This is a genomic window from Streptomyces seoulensis (genome assembly GCF_004328625.1).
GTDB classification, from domain to species: Bacteria; Actinomycetota; Actinomycetes; order Streptomycetales; family Streptomycetaceae; genus Streptomyces; species Streptomyces seoulensis.
This window is the reverse complement of record NZ_CP032229.1, coordinates 2239325-2255600: the sequence shown is the minus strand read 5'-3', so window position 1 is coordinate 2255600 and position 16276 is coordinate 2239325. Positions and strand designations below refer to the sequence as shown.

Genomic DNA, 16276 nt, shown 5'->3' with positions numbered 1-16276 from the left:
GCCCCGCCCGCGCGGGTCGTCCTGCCACCGGCCGTTTCCGGCCGCGTCCACACCCGGCACGACGCCACCCCGTACGGAGGGTCACCCATGTCTTTCTTCGCCCGCCTGGTCGAGCAACTCGCCTATCTGCTCCAGCCGTTCTGTCACGCCTCCGCGACCGCCGCCGCGATCGTCCTGTTCACCGCGCTGGTCCGGCTGGCCACCCACCCCCTCGCCCGCGCCGCCGCCCGCGCACAGCGGGCCCGCACCGCCCTCCAGCCCAGAATCACCGAGCTGCGCGCGAAGCACGCCCGCGATCCCGAGCGGCTCCAGCGGGCGATGCTGGAGCTGCACACCGAGGCGAAGGTCTCGCCGTTCTCCGGCCTGCTGCCGGGCCTGCTCCAACTCCCCGCGTTCTTCCTGCTGTACCACCTGTTCTCCAACGCCACGATCGGCGACGGACCCAACACCCTCCTCGACCACGACCTGTTGGCCGCCCCGCTCGGCGGCCACTGGACCGACGCCCTGGGCGGCGGGGTCCTCGGCGGGGCCGACCTCGTCTACCTGGCCCTCTTCGCCGTGGTCGCGGCCGTCGCCACCGTCAACTTCCGGCGGGCCAGGCGTACGGCGGCCGAGAACCCCGTACAGGCGGGCGTTCCGGGGCAGGGCGCGGTCGGGAAGGTGGCGCCGTTCCTGTCCTTCCTCACCCTGGTGACCGTCGCCGTCGTCCCCCTGGCGGCCGCGCTGTACGTCGTCACCAGCACCACCTGGAGCGCGGTGGAGCGGGGGATGCTGTCATGAGCGGCCGGAGGAGGGGGCGTTCAGCGGAGGATGCCCGCCAGCTTCCGCCAGGCCGCGCGGGGCAGGTCGCCGGGGGAGCCCTCCTGCACCACCTGGAGGGCGACGTGGTCGGCACCGGCGGCGAGGAAGGCGTTCACCTTCTCCCGGATGCCGTCGTCGTCGCCCCAGGCGTACAGCGCGTCGATCAGCCGGTCGCTGCCGCCCTCGCGCAGGTCGTCCTCGGTGAAGCCGAGCCGCTGGAAGTTGGTGGTGTAGTTGGGGAGCTGGAGGTACATCTCCAGGTGGCCGCGCGCCAGTTCGCGGGCGCGGGCCGGGTCGGACTCCAGGACGACCCCGAACTCCGGTGCCAGCAGCGGTTCCTGGCCGAGGATCTCGCGGGCCCGCGCGGTGTGCTCGGGGGTGACGAGATACGGGATCGCCCCCAGGGAGCGCTCGCCCGACAGCCGTACGGTCTTCGGGCCGAGCGCGGCCAGCACGCGCCGCCCGGCCGGGACACCGGCCGCGTCCAGCTCGTCCAGGTACTCCACCAGCGCCGAGTACGGCCGCCGGTACTGCTCGGCCAGCTTGGCGTGGCTCATACCGAGGCCGAGCAGGAAGCGGCCGGGGTGCGCGGCCTCCACCTCGGCGTAACCGGCCGCGCTCTGCCGGGCGTCGTACTGCCAGATGCTCTGGATGCTGGTGCCGACGATCAGCCGGTCGGTCTTCTCCAGCAGGGGCAGGGCGTTGACGGGCGCGCTGGAGCCGCCGAGCCAGGCGGTGCCGTAGCCGAGCTCCTGGAGTTCGGCCGCCGCCTCCCCGATCTCACCGCGCCGCCCCGGGTCCTCGTCGCGCAGGCCGAGGCTCCATACGCCGTACCGGCCGATCTCGGCCTTGGAGATGCTCCCGCTCGTCGCATCGCTCATCGGATCTTTCCCTCCGGCTGGATGTCGTGCACGAACGATCGTCGTGCACGACAGGCCCGACCGGAGGGAGCCGCGCGGGGATCACACCGTCAAGAGCGGGGATCACCCCGCCAGGAACCGCTCCAGCGCCTCGACGACCAGCCGGTGGTCCTCGATCTGCGGCAGCCCGGACACGGTCACCGAGCCGACGACGCCCACGCCCTCGACGGTGACCGGGAAGGAACCGCCGTGCGCCGCGTAGCGGTCGGGGTCGAGGCGGGACGAGTCCTCGAAGGTGGTGCCCTTGGCGCGGAAGCGTGAGCCGACCAGGTAGGAGGCGCTGCCGTAGCGCTCCACCACCCGGCGCTTGCGGGCGATCCAGGCGTCGTTGTCCGGGGTCGAGCCGGGCAGCGCCGCGTGGAAGAGCTGCTGGCCCGCGCGGTGGATGTCGATCGCGATCGGCGCCTGCCGCTCCCGGCCCAGCTCGACCAGGAGGGAGCCCAGCGCCCAGGCGTCGTCGTGGGTGAAGGTACGGAAGACCAGGCGCTGTTCCTGCGCCTCCAGGTCCGCCACGCTCGGGGTGTTCTGTGCCTGCGTCATCAGAGGGTCACCGTCACCTTGTCGCGGGCGGAGCGGCGGGCCGCCTCCAGTACGTCGAGGGTCTCGGCGGCCTCCAGCGCGGTCACCGGGTTCGGGCCGGTGCCCCGCACGGCGGCGGCCACGGCCGCGTAGTACGCGGGGTAGTCGCCCGGCACGGTCTCGACGGCGGTGCCGCCGCCGGTGACCGGGGACTCGCCGGCGCCCAGGCGGCCCCAGAGGGACTCCTCCTCGACGCCCCACGCGGACCCGGTGCCGGGGCGGGCGCCGTCGCGCAGCGCCGCCTCCTGCGGGTCCAGGCCGTACTTCACGAAGCCGGCGCGCGAGCCGAGCACCCGGAAGCGCGGGCCGAGCTGGGCGGTGGTCGCGGAGACGTAGAGGTGCGAGCGGACGCCGTTCGCGTGGGTCAGGGCGAGGAAGGTGTCGTCGTCGGTCTCGGCGCCGTCCCGGCGGACGACCGCCTCGGCGTACACCTCGGTGACCGGGCCGAACAGGGTGACGGCCTGGTCGACGACGTGGCTGCCGAGGTCGTAGAGCAGGCCGCCGATCTCGGCCGGGTCGCCGGACTCGCGCCAGCCGCCCTTGGGCTGCGGGCGCCAGCGCTCGAAGCGGGACTCGAAGCGCCAGACGTCGCCCAGCGCGCCGTCGGCCAGCAGCTTGCGGAGGGTGAGGAAGTCGTTGTCCCAGCGGCGGTTCTGGAAGACGGAGAGCAGCACCCCGTGCTCGTCGGCGAGGGCGGCCAGCTCGCGGGCCTCGGCGGCGGTGCCGGAGACCGGCTTGTCCACGACGACCGGCAGACCGGCCTTGAGGGCGGCCGTGGCGAGCGGCACATGCGTCTTGTTCGGGGACGCGATGACGATCAGGTCCAGCTCACCGGCGCGCTCGAACAGCTCGTCCGGCGTGGCGGCGACACGGACGTCCGGGAACTCGGCGCGGGCCTGCTCCTGGCGCTCGGGGTTCGAGGTGACGACCGTGTCCAGGACGAGGCCGTCCGTGGCGGCGATCAGCGGGGCGTGGAAGACGGAGCCGGCGAGGCCGTAGCCGATCAGGCCGACGCGGAGGGGTGTACCAGTCATGACTCCTACTTTCGCAACGCTGTTGCCAAAGTGCAAGCGGCGGGGAGAATGGACCCGTGAACAGGACTGACAAGACGGGGCGCAACCCGGCGGGGGCGAATCTGCCCGCGGTGCGGTCCCACAACACCGCACTCGTGCTCGATCTGCTGCGCGGCGCCGGGGCGGAGGGCATCAGCAGGCTGGAACTCGCCGAGCGCACGGGGCTCACCCCGCAGGCCGTCAGCAAGATCACCGCGCGGCTGCGGGAGGACGGCTTCGCCGCCGAGGCCGGTCGCCGCGCCTCCACCGGCGGCAAGCCGCGCACCGTGCTGCGCCTGGTCCCCGAGGCCGGGCACGCGGTCGGCGTGCACCTGGACCGGGACGAGCTGCGGGTGGTGCTGCTCGACCTCGACGGCACCGTGGTCGGCGAGCGGCGCGGTGACACCGGACTCGGCGGCGGCGCTCAGACGGTGCTCGCGCTGGTGGCGGACGAGGTGACCGCGCTGGTCACCCAGGTGCTGGGCGGCGAGGGGCTCGCGGACGCCGGGACGCTGCTCGGGGTCGGGGTCGCGCTGCCGGGACCGCTGGACCATGCCGGCGGGGTGCTGCACCGGGTGACCGGGTTCCCCGAGTGGGAGGGGTTCGCGCTGCGGGACACGCTCGCCGGGCGGCTCGGCGTGCCGGTGGTGGTCGACAAGGACACCAACGCGGCGGCGCTCGGGCTGGCGGCGGGGGGCGAGCGCGGTTCGTTCGCCTATCTGCACCTCGGTACGGGGCTCGGCGCGGGCCTGGTGATCGGCGGCAGTGTGCTCCGGGGGGCGCGGACCGGGGCCGGGGAGTTCGGGCACCAGGTGATCCAGCTCGACGGGCCTCCCTGCGAGTGCGGGGACCGGGGGTGCCTGGAGGCGCTGTGCCTGGCGGCCGTCGGGCGCGGCGAGACCGGGGAGGCGGCGCGCGTGCTCGGGGTGGGCGCCGGGAACCTGGCGGGGCTGCTGGACATCGACCGGGTGCTGCTCGGCGGGCGGACGGTCGCCGCCGCGCCGGGGGAGTACGTCGAGGGGGTCGCCGGGATACTCGCGGCGCGGGCCCGGCGGGAGGGGGTGCTCGGGGACGCGGTGCCGGTACGGCTGGCGCCGGGCGGGGAGCGGGTGGTGGCCGTGGGGGCGGGGCAGCTGCTGCTGGCGCCGGTGTTCGGGCGGGCGGGGGGCTGAGGGGGCTGCCGGTTGGCGCAGTACGGGTCCACTGTTCGGGCGGAGCCGGGGGCGGGGCCGGAGTGGCGCGGGGCGCGGGGGCGGGGGTCCGGCATGTTCATGTGTTCATGCGATTGTCCTCGGCCCTGTCGTTGCCTCTGTCCCGGTCTCTGGCCCGGTCCCTGTCGTCGTCCCTGTCCCGCTCGCCGTCCCGCTCGTCCGCGGCCGCCTCCGTGCCCGCCTGTCTCTGCCTGGTCGCGGTCACCGCGCTGGCGCCCGTGTCCTCCGCGGCCGCCGTCGCGCCCTGCCCGGCGGGGGACGACGGCTCCTTCCCGCTCGGTACGCGTGTCCACGGCGGCCCCGACACCTACCAGGCCGGCGGGGCGCCCGGCACCTGGTACATCGACCTCGTCAACACCGGGACACAGCCGTGCGCGGACATCCACCCGGTGGTGGTCCTCGTCGACGACGAGGGTCTTCTACGGCCGTCGCAGGCCAAACTCGACTTCTACGACGGACGCAGGCGGCGCCCCGTCCGGCTGGAGAGCACCGATCACCAGGAGCTGGTCGGCGTGGTCGGGGCCGACGGCTTCGCCGGGTACACCGTGGCCCCCGGCAAGACGGTCACCGTCAAGCTGCGCCTGCTGATCACCTCCGACACGTACGCCGACCACGTCACCACCAGGGCCGCGCTGGTCCAGCGCCGGGGGCAGGACGGGGAGTGGGTGGGGGAGTCCGAGGACTACGTCTTCGACATCGACGGCGAGGAACCCGACCCCGCCCGCACGAAGGGCTCCGCCCCGCCGACCGAGCCGACCCGGCCCATCGGGCCGACGGCCACGGACGGGGCGGGCCGCCCGCTGGGTACCGATGAACCCGGCCTCCCGGTCGGCACGGACGAGGCCGGCCGCCCGGTGGGCACCGAGGACCCCGCTCGTCCGATCGGCACCGATGAACCCGCCCGTCCGCAGGCCACCGATGAGTCCGGCCGCACGGTGGGGACCGACGAGCCCGGCCGCGCGGGAGAAACCGAGGAACCCGGACGCCCGCCGGACACCGACGACCCGGGCCGCCCGGCGCGTACCGACGAGCCCGCCCACCCGGCCGACCCCGAAGAGACCCCCGCCCCCGACGACCCCCCGCTCAGCCCCTTCCGTGCCCCCGACACCACGGAGGCGGGCGTCACCCCGGCCCCCGAGAACCCCTACGCCCCGGACACCACCCCCGCCCCCGCCGACCCCTCCCCGTCCGCCCCGTACGACGCCGAGGACCCCGACGACCCCGGGCTCCCCGAACTCGCCCACACCGGCGGCCCCCTCCCGCGTGCCCTCCTCGCGGCGCTGGCCGCCCTCCTCGTCCTCCTCGGCACCACCGCGCTGCTGCTCACCCGCAAACGCAGCTGACCGAGCCCCCCACATCCCCGGACACCGCAACCCGCCCCGCCCCCACCCTCCGCATCCCCTCCCCCCTCACTACCCTGGACCCCTCAGCCGTCGGCAGACACCCGCTGGAGGACGTACGCATGGCAGACCGCAGGCCCATCGAGTCATGGCTCACCGACATGGACGGCGTTCTGATCCATGAGGGGGTGCCCATCCCCGGCGCCGACGCGTTCCTGAAGAAGCTGCGGGAGGCCGAGCGGCCGTTCCTGGTACTGACGAACAACTCCATCTACACGGCGCGCGACCTGCACGCCCGGCTGACGAGGCTGGGCCTTGACGTGCCGGTGCAGAACATCTGGACGTCCGCGATGGCCACCGCCCAGTTCGTGAACGAGCAGCGGCCCGGCGGCAGCGCGTACGTCATCGGCGAGGCCGGGCTGACCACCGCGCTGCACGACGTCGGCTACATCCTCACCGACCACGACCCGGACTTCGTGATCCTGGGCGAGACCAGGACGTACAGCTTCGAGGCCATGACCAAGGCGGTCCGGCTGATCAACGACGGCGCCCGGTTCATCGCCACCAACCCGGACAACGTCGGCCCCTCCACCGAGGGCGCGCTGCCCGCCACCGGCTCGGTCGCCGCGCTGATCACCGCCGCGACCAAGAAGAAGCCGTACTTCGTCGGCAAGCCCAACCCGCTGATGATGCGGGCCGGCCTCAATGTGCTCGGCGCCCACTCGGAGACCGCCGCGATGATCGGTGACCGCATGGACACCGACGTACTCGCGGGTCTGGAGGCCGGGATGCGCACGTTCCTGGTGCTCACCGGTGTCACCCAGGCGGACGAGATCGACCGCTACCCGTTCCGCCCGTCCAAGGTCGTCGACTCCATCGCGGACCTCGTGGACCTCGTCTGACCTGGGGCGTTACCGAGTACCTCAAACGCGGTCCCACCCGTACGGAGCAACCGGACGCCCTGTCCGGATGCGGGTGGGCGCCGGACGGGGGAACCTCCCACTATCTGGAGGTTTCACGATGGGCTCACTTCGCCTCACTCTCTGTTCCGGAATCATCGCCGCCACCGCGTTCACCCCGTCGGCCGCCCACGCGGCGGACGGCGGCGGCACGCACGGCACCGGCGGGCTCACCGTGGCCCCGGCGATCCCGCTGCCCGGCACCGACGTGTCGCTGCGGGTGCGCGGCTGTACGGCCTCGCAGGGCACGGCGGTGTCCAGCGCGTTCGTCTCGGACGCCCGGCTGACCGGCGGCCAGGACGACCTGTCCGGCCAGACCCGGGTCCGCACCTCGCTCAAGGCGGGGGCGTACGACGTGCGGATCACCTGCGCCGACTACTCGTTCACCGGCCGGATCAGCGTCGACGAGTCCCGGCCGGGCACCCGCCCCGACACGGACTCCGACACCGGCTCGGGGCCGGACACCGGGCCGTCCCCCGTCGCCCCGGTCCACGCGGGCGGCGGCGGCACGGCCGCCGGGGCGGACACCAGCACCCTGTTCGCCACCGTGGCCCCCACCGGCTCGGGCCCCGGCGCCGCCCAGGCCCTGACCGGGCTGGCCCTGGCCGGCTGCGCGGCGGTCACCGTCGGGGCGCTCCGGTCCCGCCGGAGCCGGAACGACGGCTGAGCGGGCGCCGGGATGGCCGAGGAGCAGGGGCGCGCCACCGGCCGCATGGTCACGGCCGTGGCCTGGGCCGTGCTGCTGCTCGGACTCTGGCTCTGGGGGCGTGAGGCGACCGGGCTGCCCGACAGCCCGGCCGGCACCACGCACGGCGACGTGGCCGGACTCGGCGGCGTCACCCTGCCCGCCCCGGCGACCCCGCTGCCCGACTCCGTCCCGCAGCGCGTCGACATCCCCCAACTCGCCATCCAGGCACCGGTGGTGAAGCGCGGACTGGACAGCCGGGGCGCCATCGACCCGCCGCCCTTCGACCAGCCCGGGGTGGTCGGCTGGTACGGCGCCGGGACCACACCCGGCGCGAACGGCACCGCGCTGCTGGTCGGCCACGTCGACACCGAGACCCGGCCCGCCGTCTTCTACCGCCTCAGCACCCTCGAACCCGGCGAGACCGTCCGGGTGGTCCGCGCGGACGGCAAGGTCGCCCGGTTCACCATCGACGACGTCGAGGTGCTCCCCGCCGACCACTTCGACGCCACCCGCGCCTACGGCACCCGCCACCCCGGCCGCGCCGAACTCCGCCTGATCACCTGCGGCGGCACCTACGACCGGACCACCCGCGCCTACACGGCCAACGTGGTCGTCTCCGCGTACCTCACCGGTACGGGAGCCTGAACACCCCGGCACCTCAAGGGCGTTGGCTTCCGCGTCCGGCCATGTCCGGCACGGCCGGTATGCCACGATTGGCCCTCCGGAGCTGATGCGCCCAGGGGGGAAACGCATGGACGGCAAATGGGGGACCCGTGCGTCCGCGGTGCTGCTGGGGGCGGCACTGCTGACGGCGGGGTGTGCGCCGGGGGACGACCGGGGCGCCGGGAAAGCGCCGGCCGCCACCGCACAGCCGGGGGACCCCTACTGGGTCAACCCCGACGGCAGCGCCGCCCGCCAGGTCGCCGCCTACGAGAAGGCCGGCCGGACGGCGGAGGCCGCGCGGATACGGCGGATCGCCGGGCAGCCGGTGGGGGAGTGGCTCGGCCCGGAGAACCCGGAGGGGGAGGCACGCGGGTACACCGAGGCCGCCGCCCGGTCCGGCCGTACCGCGCTGCTGGTCCTCTACAACATCCCGCACCGCGACTGCGGCCAGTACTCGCGCGGGGGCGCGGCCGACGGAGCCGCGTACCGGGCCTGGGTCGACGGGGTGGCGCGCGGCATCGGGAACCGCCCCGCCACCGTCGTCCTCGAACCGGACGCCCTGCTCCACCTGGTGGACGGCTGCACCCCGGAGGAATTCCACGAGGAGCGCTACGACCTCCTGCGGGGCGCGGTCACCCGGCTCGCGGCCCTGAAGCACACCAGGGTCTACCTGGACGCGGGCAACGCGGGCTGGGGCCGGCCCGACCAGATCCACGCCCCGCTTAAGGCGGCGGGCGTGGCGGACGCCGACGGGTTCGCCGTCAACGTCTCCAACTTCTACTCCACGCCGGACTCCGTCGCCTACGGCAAGCGCCTCTCGGCCGAGGTCGGCGGCAAGCACTTCGTCGTCGACACCAGCCGCAACGGCAACGGCCCGTACACGGCGGGCGCCCCGGAGGAGCGCTGGTGCAACCCGCCGGGCCGGGCCCTGGGCGAGCCTCCGACCACCAGGACGGCGGACCCCCTCGTCGACGCCTACCTCTGGGTCAAACGCCCGGGAGAGTCGGACGGCGAATGCCGAGGGGGCCCGAAGGCGGGGGCCTGGTGGCCGGAGTACGCCCTGAAGCTGGCCGGCGGCTAGGGCACCCGCACCCATCGCGCCTTCGACGGCGTCCCCTGGTCGTCGTCCACGAACAGCATGTACCACCCCGCCTGCACCAGATTCCGGTTGCCCGGCACCCGCACGGTCACCCGGTCCCCCGACACGCTGAACCCCAGCGCGATGGACCGCTGGTCCACGTCCGTCACATGCGTGGCGGCGCTCGGCCGGATCAGCCGCACCTTGCGGATGCTCGAAGCATGCGCGGAGACGAACGTCCCCGACCCGCCCCGCGCGATCCGCTCCGGCCCGGCACCCAGCGAGGGCCGCGAACCCCGGTACAGATACGGCGGCGTGTAGATCTCGATCCGCTGCTCGAACTTCCCCGGCCGGGTGTTCGCCCGGTCCCCGTACAGCGGGTCGGAGCCGAAGAACATCACCCGCCCGTCCGGCAGCAGGACCGACCCGGAGTGGTAGTTCCGCCCCACCAGCGGGTCGGCGACCCGGGTGAAGCGGCCGCTGTCCGGGTGGTAGATCCGCGCCTGGAGGATGTCGGAGTCGCCCCGCCCCCGGTAGTCCTCCGAGCCCCCCGACACCAGCACGGTGTCGTCGGGCAGCACCGAGACCTGCGGATACCGGGTCCCCTTCGCGAGCGAGGGCCCGTCCACGAACCGTGGATCACGCGCCTTGAGGTCGATCAGCCGGGTCTTCCTGCTGGCCAGCGCGGACTCCCCGACCCCGCCCCCGCCGATCACCAGGAACCGCTCGTCCTGCGCCGGAGGCAGCAGCACCGTCCCCGAGGTCTCCAGCCGGCCGGGATCGCTCAGCCCCGGCAGCTCGGTGAACTCGTTGGTGCCCACGTCCCACACGCCGGGCTTCCGGCCCACGTCGTCCGGCCCGTACCCCGCGTTGGAGCCCGAGTAGAAGACCTTGCCGTTCTGCATCAGGAACAGCGCCGGGTAGGTCGGGAACTGCCGGACCTTCGGCGTGTACGCCCACTTCCCGGTCGCCGGGTCGAAGACCTCGTTCTTGCCCGGCACCAGCTGCCCGATGTCGTCCAGCCCCGAGACGCTGAGCACCTTGCCGTCCGCCAGGGTGGTGAGCGTCGGGTACCAGCGGGCCTCGTTCATCGGGTCGACCTTGATGTACCGCTCGGCCACCGGATCGAACTCGAAGGCGTCCCGGATGCCCTGGAAGTCCTTCTTGTCGAGCGCCAGCTTCTGCGCGATGCCGTACGTGTTGCGCGCCTCGGCGCCGGTGAGCCCGCGCACCCGGTAGTTGTCCTGCGTGCCGGTCCCGTACCTCGTGCCGCTGCGCTGCGCCTCGACGTAGATGCGGCCGAGGCCCGGGTCGTTGCGCAGGAAGCGGCCCGCGCGGTCGAAGACCTTCTTCGCGCGCGGGACGAGGACCGGGTCCTTGGAGACGAAGGTGCGGCCGTTGCCCCGCCCGGTGAAACGGGTGCCGGCCGGCAGTGTGACCGGGCGGTCCGGGTTCTCGTTGTGGACGATCATCAGGCCGCCCGCCTTGGTGACATCGCCCTTGAGCTTCTCGTACCGCTTGGTGCCGCCCGCGATCAGCAGCCGGCCGTCGGCCAGTTGGGTGTGGCCGGTGCAGAACAGGTCCTTGGGCGTGGGGATCTTCTCGACCGTGCCCCTGACCGGGTCCCAGAGCCGGGTGTCGAACCGCTTGGCGTCGAAGTTCTCCTGCTTGTTGCCCGACCCCGCCACCAGCAGCACCTTGCCGGTGCGCAGCAGCGCCGCGTGGATGGTGTCCTGGCGGTACTCCTCGGGGAACTCCACGATCTCCCAGCGGCCGTTGGCGGCCTTGTACTCCGGCCTGTCGATCGCGTACCGGTGGTACCGCTCGGTGCCGAAGCGGTAGAGCCAGGGGCCGTTCATCCCGGCCAGCGCGAGGACCACCACGGCGCCCATGCCCAGCCGGCGGGCGCGGCGGCGCCCGGTGAGGTCCCTCATTCGTCCCGTCCCCCCAGCCCGCCGACGCCGATCCGCAGGGTCTGCTCGCTGTCCCGCGCCGTGCGCTGCGCCGGGACCCGCGGCACGGGCGGCGGCTCCGGTGCGGGCGCCGCGGCCGTGTCCGGCACGCGCTCACCCCGCAGCGACCATCCCCAGACCAGGATCGGCGAAGCCGTGATCAGCAGCGCGAAGACCGCCCAGGTGACCATCGCCGGGTGGGCGTGGTCCAGCGTGAAGCCCGCCGTCAGCGAGCCCGCGAACACCGCGATGAAGAACCAGTGGATGCGGAACGTCCCGAACAGGGTGTCCGGGCTGGCCGAGTCGCCCTTGGGGGTCACCACGAAGCCGCTCCTGCGGCGCAGCACCGCGTCCAGCAGCGCGCGGGCGTACACCGGTGCGGAGAGCGCCGACATCATCATGCCCGCGATCCCGCCGGACCCCTCCGGCTCGTGCGGGGAGACGTTGTGCCGCCGGTTCCAGAGGTACAGGCCGATCTGGAGCGCGGAGGCGTTGCCGTACAGCATCAGCCAGACGGTCGGGTCGATGTTCACGCCCGAGGCGCCCAGGCCCAGGAAGAGCGCGCAACTCAGGGCGGCCAGAATCCAGTTGAGGGCGGACATCGGGTAGAACACGATCATCATCGTGTAGTTGAACAGCTTGCCCGGCGGCAGGCCGGCGAAGCCCTTCCCGTACTGCTTGAGGATCGTCTCGTACGTCCCCCGCGACCAGCGCAGCTGCTGGGTGAAGAAGTCGGTCCAGGCGTTCGGGCCCTCGCCCACCGCGAGCACGTCCGGGGTGTAGACCGACCGCCACTTGCGGCCGGTGGCCGGGTTGGTGGCGCGGTGCATCTCGAAGCCGGTCGCCATGTCCTCGGTGATCGAGTCGTACAGCCCGCCGATCTGCTTCAGCGCGCCGATCCGCACCGCGTTGGAGGTGCCGACGAACATCGGGGCGCCGTAGCGGTTCCCGGCGCGCTGGATCAGCGCGTGGAAGAGGAACTGCTGCGACTCGGCGGCCTTGGTGACGAACGTGTCGTAGTTGCCGTACACCTGCGGGCCGACGACGAAGCCGACGTCCGGGTCGCGGAACCAGCCGAGCATCCGCTCCAGGTAGTTGGGGAGCGGGACGTGGTCGGTGTCGACGGAGGCGAAGAAGTCGTAGGCGTCGCCGTGCGCGTCCAGCCAGGCGTTGTAGTTGCCGTGCTTGGTCCTCGCGCGGTGCGGGCCCGAGGGCTGGTTCCACTTCGCCACGCCCTTGCGGCTGAAGTGGCGGACGCCGAGCCGGGCGCAGACCTCCTTGACGGCCGGGTCGTCGCCCTCGTCCAGCAGCCAGACGTGCAGCAGCCCCCGGTGACGCAGCCGGACGGCCGCCTCCAACGTCCGGGTGACCATCTCCAGCGGCTCCTTGCCGGGCACGAAGGAGGTCAGGAAGGCCACCCGGGTCCCGGCCTCGGGCACCACCGGCACCGGGTCACGGGCGACGAGGGTGGCGTGCGCGTTGGACAGCACGTTCAGGCAGCGGAACAGCTCGATCAGGCCGATCGAGACCAGCATCAGGGTGTCCAGCGCCGGCAGGAAGCCGTAGGCGGGGTGGTCGCGCTCGGTCCAGTGCTCCGGCTGGAGCAGCCAGCCCAGCAGGACGAGCGAGAGCAGCGGGGCCGCGCCCAGCATCAGCGCGGCCCGCACCCGGTGCGGCTCCTGCGCGAGCAGCGAGCGGTAGCGGACGGTGTACGGCCGCCCGTCCGGCGGCTGGGTGAGCGGGCCGGCGAGACGGCTGTAGTGCTCGTAGTCGTAGCGCGGCAGGCCCTTCGCGGTCCGGCCGGGCCGGTGCGCGACGGGTCCCGGTCTGGTGGTGCGTGACGGATCGTCCGTCATGTGTCATCCCCCCACACGCGCGGATCGGCGCGTGTTTCGTCAGTCCTTCCGCCCGCGACGGACCTCCCCAGGCTGGCGCGGACGACTTCACGGCATGCGACCGTGACCATGCCATGACTCACCGTGAGCAGGGCAGGGAACGGCGATGCTCCGGTCGCGGCGCGAGATGGCCCCCCTGGGCGCGGTGCGCGACCGGTACTTCCCCCCAACTGCCGTGTTTCCACGGCATCGTGGACAACAGGGTTCTACGCCGACGAGCATGATCGCAAGATGCGAAACCTGTTGTTTACCGGTCAAAACCGTTCATTGCGGTGAACGGAAACGCAAGCAGGCCCCCCGTTCGCACGGGGGGCCTGCTCGTTGTCTGTGCGCCGCCAGGGACTCGAACCCCGGACCCGCTGATTAAGAGTCAGCTGCTCTAACCAACTGAGCTAGCGGCGCCTGCTGACGGGAAAACTCTACAGGACCAGCCAGGGTGCTCCTGACCGCCGCCGAGGCGCCTCGCCGGGGGCCGGCCGGGGGTGTGCACCATTCGGACCGTCAACATGCGCGCCACGCGGACAGTTGTGAGACTGATCAACGTGCACACACGCGGACATATCCATCCCGAATGTGAGGCAGATCGCATGACGGCTCCGGTCTTCGAGGAATTCGATCCGGTGAGCGACTGCGACTGCCTCGGCTGCGTCCGGTGGCGGCGGCTCGCCCCCCGCCCGGCGTCCGCCCGTACCGGCGTCCGCCCGGCCGCCCGGGGCGCGGTGGTCGTGGCCGCCGCCGCGTCCGCCGTCCTCGGCGCCGCCCCCGCGGCCGGCGCGCTCGCCCAGGCGCCGCCCCCGCACACGGCCCCGCACCGCCCCGGCGCCCCGGCGGCGGACGGCGGGTCCGCGACCCCGCAGGGCGGCACCGCACCCCTGCACGGCCCGGCCGGCTCACCCGCCCGGCCGCAGACCAAGGCCCCCGCCACCACCCGGACGGCGATCATCAACCGGGCCAAGCAGTGGGTCACCGCGCAGGTGCCGTACAGCATGACCAAGTTCTGGTCGGACGGGTACCGCCAGGACTGCTCGGGCTATGTCTCCATGGCCTGGGGGCTGCTCTCCAACGAGTGGACCGGCAGCCTCGGCCAGTTCGCCGTGAAGATCACCAAGGGAGAGCTCCAGCCCGGCGACATCCTGCTCTTCCACAACGCCGCCGACCCCGAGGGCGGCTCGCACGTAGTGATCTTCGGCGGCTGGACCGACTACACCCACACCGCCTACACGGCCTACGAGCAGACGCCCCCGCACACCCGCCGCCAGAGCACGCCCTACCCCTACTGGAACAACACCACCAAGTACGTCCCCTACCGCTACAAGGGAGTGACCGCGGGCACGGCGGGCGCCGAGCCGACGGCCACCCCGGTGCCCTTCCCCGGCACCTCCTACTTCGGTCCCGGCGCGAACAACAAGTACGTCACCCAGCTCGGCGAGATGCTGGTCGCCCGGGGCGGCGGCTCGTACTACTCGACCGGGCCCGGCCCGGTCTGGGGCGAGGCCGACCGGCGCGCCACCCAGGCGTTCCAGCAGGCCCAGGGCTGGACCGGCGCCGACGCCGACGGGCTGCCCGGCCCGCGTACCTGGGAACTGCTGGTCACCGGCGCGGGCAAGGACATCACCGCGGGCTCGGCGGGCCCCGGCGGCGTCCCGGCCTTCCCCGGCAAGCAGTACTTCAAGGCGGGCGCGGACAACGCCCAGGTCACCCTGTTGGGGCGGCAACTGGTGAAGAAAGGATTCGGCAGCTTCTACGCGACCGGGCCCGGACCCCGCTGGAGCGAGTCCGACCGGCGTGCCGTCGAAGCCTTCCAGCGCGCCCAGGGCTGGCGCGGCGGAGCGGCGGACGGCTATCCGGGCCCCGAGACCTGGCGCCGTCTGTTCGGCTGAGGCGCCCGGTCACCCCCGGGCCCCGCGTCCGCGCGCGGCCCGGCATCCCCTGTCATGACGCACCCGGCGCGGAGGCTGGAGGCACCCATGAGCACCACCACACCCCACACGCACGAGCCCGACGATCACCCCGAGAGCCTGCCGGGCGGCGCCGGGACGGCCGTCCGGCCGCCCCGGCTGATCCACAACGAGGCGACCACCGAGATCCCCGTCCACCTCCTCTTCCGCGACGAACCCGCCCCCGGGGCGCGGCGTCCCGCCGTGGTGAACCGCCGCCGGGGCACCGGCGAACAGCCCCGGGCCGTCCGTGCGGCGCCGGTCCGCAGACGCCCCGAAGTGCGGCCCGACCCGGAGCTCCAGGAGCGTCCGGCGCGGGTGCTGCCCGGCGCGGCCGGGGTGCTGGCCGGGCTCGGCGGGGTCGCCGGGTGCGTGGCCACCACCTGGTGGGCCGGGATGCTGCCCGGTGAGGTGCTCGGCACGCACGCCGGCGCGGGGCTCGGCACCGCGCAGTGGGCGGCGTACGCGGGAACCGGTGCGCTGGGGCTGCTCGGGTTCGGCGGGCTGGCGCGCGGGCGCACCGGACGGGCCTACGTACTGGGGCTGTTCGGCCGCAACCGGGGGACCGTACGGCGCACCGGGCTGCTGTGGATCAACCCGCTGCTGCGGCGGCGCCGGGCCGATGTGCGGCTGCGGCACTGGCGGAGCGGGGCGGTGCCGGCGGCCGACGCGGGCGGGGTGGCGCTGCGGGTGGTGGTGCTGGTGGTGTGGCGCGTGCGGGACACCGCGCGGGCGCTGCTCGGCATCGAGGAGCACGAGACCTACCTGCGCGAATGCGTCGAGTCGGCCCTCGCGCGGGTCCCGGTGGAGCTGCCCGGCGGGGTGCGCAGCGGGGCGGACGCGGCCGGGGACGCGCTGACCCGGCTGGTAGCGGCCGACGTGGCGCCGGTCGGGGTGGAGGTGTTCTCGGTGCAGCCGGTCCGGGTGGAGTACGCGCCCGAGGTGGCCGCCGCCATGCAGCGGCGCCGGATCGCCGCGCTGGACGCCCAGCAGCGGGCCACCATGCTCAGCTCGGTGGTGGACTCGGTGGAGGACACGGTCACCCGGCTCACCACGCGCGGGCTGGTGGAGCTGGACGACTACGAGCGCAAGGCGCTGGTCCGCGACCTCACGGTGGCCTTCTGCTCGGCCCGCCGGGAACCGGCCTGACGCATGCCGCCGAATGGTATGGACACGTTCAACTCCCGGCAATAATCTGGTA

14 protein-coding genes and 1 tRNA gene are annotated in these 16276 nt (G+C 73.6%); 9 read left to right on the top strand and 6 right to left on the bottom strand.

From position 1 onward, the window contains the following. The first annotated feature begins 87 nt into the window (after positions 1–87). Positions 88–780 carry a membrane protein insertase YidC gene (gene yidC, locus D0Z67_RS10540; protein WP_031182578.1) on the top strand — a complete coding sequence of 231 codons (693 nt, stop codon included), beginning with the start codon at positions 88–90 and terminating at the stop codon, positions 778–780. Between the two features lie 20 nt (positions 781–800). Here yidC and D0Z67_RS10535 read toward each other — a convergent pair whose 3' ends face one another. The 3 genes from D0Z67_RS10535 to D0Z67_RS10525 form a co-directional block, all read right to left on the bottom strand. Continuing rightward, complete coding sequence (locus tag D0Z67_RS10535; RefSeq protein WP_031182577.1) at positions 801–1682, bottom strand: LLM class F420-dependent oxidoreductase; 882 nt, start codon at positions 1680–1682, stop codon at positions 801–803. 102 nt (positions 1683–1784) lie between these two features. Continuing rightward, positions 1785–2261, bottom strand: coding sequence for a heme-degrading domain-containing protein (locus tag D0Z67_RS10530; RefSeq protein WP_031182576.1), 477 nt, complete (start codon positions 2259–2261; stop codon positions 1785–1787). Next, complete coding sequence (locus D0Z67_RS10525; protein ID WP_031182575.1) at positions 2261–3334, bottom strand: Gfo/Idh/MocA family protein; 1074 nt, start codon at positions 3332–3334, stop codon at positions 2261–2263. Before D0Z67_RS10525 ends, D0Z67_RS10530 begins: the two co-directional genes overlap by 1 nt. A gap of 56 nt (positions 3335–3390) precedes the next feature. Between D0Z67_RS10525 and D0Z67_RS10520 the strand changes: the two genes are divergently transcribed. The 6 genes from D0Z67_RS10520 (at position 3391) to D0Z67_RS10495 (ending at position 9294) form a co-directional block, all read left to right on the top strand. Then, positions 3391–4524, top strand: coding sequence for an ROK family transcriptional regulator (locus D0Z67_RS10520; protein WP_031182574.1), 1134 nt, complete (start codon positions 3391–3393; stop codon positions 4522–4524). A 107-nt stretch (positions 4525–4631) separates the two neighbouring features. Then, positions 4632–5906, top strand: coding sequence for a hypothetical protein (locus tag D0Z67_RS10515; protein WP_131589636.1), 1275 nt, complete (start codon positions 4632–4634; stop codon positions 5904–5906). A 119-nt stretch (positions 5907–6025) separates the two neighbouring features. Beyond that, positions 6026–6805 carry an HAD-IIA family hydrolase gene (locus D0Z67_RS10510; protein WP_031182469.1) on the top strand — a complete coding sequence of 260 codons (780 nt, stop codon included), beginning with the start codon at positions 6026–6028 and terminating at the stop codon, positions 6803–6805. A 118-nt stretch (positions 6806–6923) separates the two neighbouring features. After that, positions 6924–7529 carry a hypothetical protein gene (locus D0Z67_RS10505; RefSeq protein WP_031182468.1) on the top strand — a complete coding sequence of 202 codons (606 nt, stop codon included), beginning with the start codon at positions 6924–6926 and terminating at the stop codon, positions 7527–7529. A gap of 12 nt (positions 7530–7541) precedes the next feature. After that, a complete protein-coding gene (locus tag D0Z67_RS10500) occupies positions 7542–8195 on the top strand; it encodes a class F sortase (protein WP_031182467.1) in 654 nt (217 codons plus the stop codon). A 106-nt stretch (positions 8196–8301) separates the two neighbouring features. After that, on the top strand, positions 8302–9294 hold the full coding sequence (locus D0Z67_RS10495) for a glycoside hydrolase family 6 protein (RefSeq protein ID WP_031182466.1): 993 nt from the start codon (positions 8302–8304) through the stop codon (positions 9292–9294). On the opposite strand, the gene glxA is transcribed toward D0Z67_RS10495, so the two are convergent. The 3 genes from glxA to D0Z67_RS10480 all read right to left on the bottom strand — a co-directional run bounded on the left by glxA (position 9291) and on the right by D0Z67_RS10480 (position 13540). Continuing rightward, positions 9291–11225, bottom strand: a complete 1935-nt coding sequence (glxA, locus tag D0Z67_RS10490; RefSeq protein WP_031182465.1) for a radical copper oxidase GlxA — start codon at positions 11223–11225, stop codon at positions 9291–9293. The genes D0Z67_RS10495 and glxA overlap by 4 nt on opposite strands. Beyond that, positions 11222–13099 (bottom strand): glycosyltransferase family 2 protein, encoded by a 1878-nt coding sequence (locus D0Z67_RS10485; RefSeq protein ID WP_031182464.1) that lies wholly within the window; start codon positions 13097–13099, stop codon positions 11222–11224. The genes glxA and D0Z67_RS10485 overlap by 4 nt, the downstream gene beginning before the upstream one ends. A gap of 367 nt (positions 13100–13466) precedes the next feature. Beyond that, positions 13467–13540: transfer RNA gene (locus tag D0Z67_RS10480), tRNA-Lys, on the bottom strand. A gap of 185 nt (positions 13541–13725) precedes the next feature. Between D0Z67_RS10480 and D0Z67_RS10475 the strand changes: the two genes are divergently transcribed. Together D0Z67_RS10475 and D0Z67_RS10470 are read left to right on the top strand one after the other, a co-directional pair. Next, positions 13726–15018, top strand: coding sequence for a peptidoglycan-binding protein (locus tag D0Z67_RS10475; RefSeq protein WP_031182463.1), 1293 nt, complete (start codon positions 13726–13728; stop codon positions 15016–15018). Between the two features lie 87 nt (positions 15019–15105). Continuing rightward, complete coding sequence (locus D0Z67_RS10470; protein WP_031182462.1) at positions 15106–16224, top strand: SPFH domain-containing protein; 1119 nt, start codon at positions 15106–15108, stop codon at positions 16222–16224. Positions 16225–16276 lie beyond the last annotated feature (52 nt).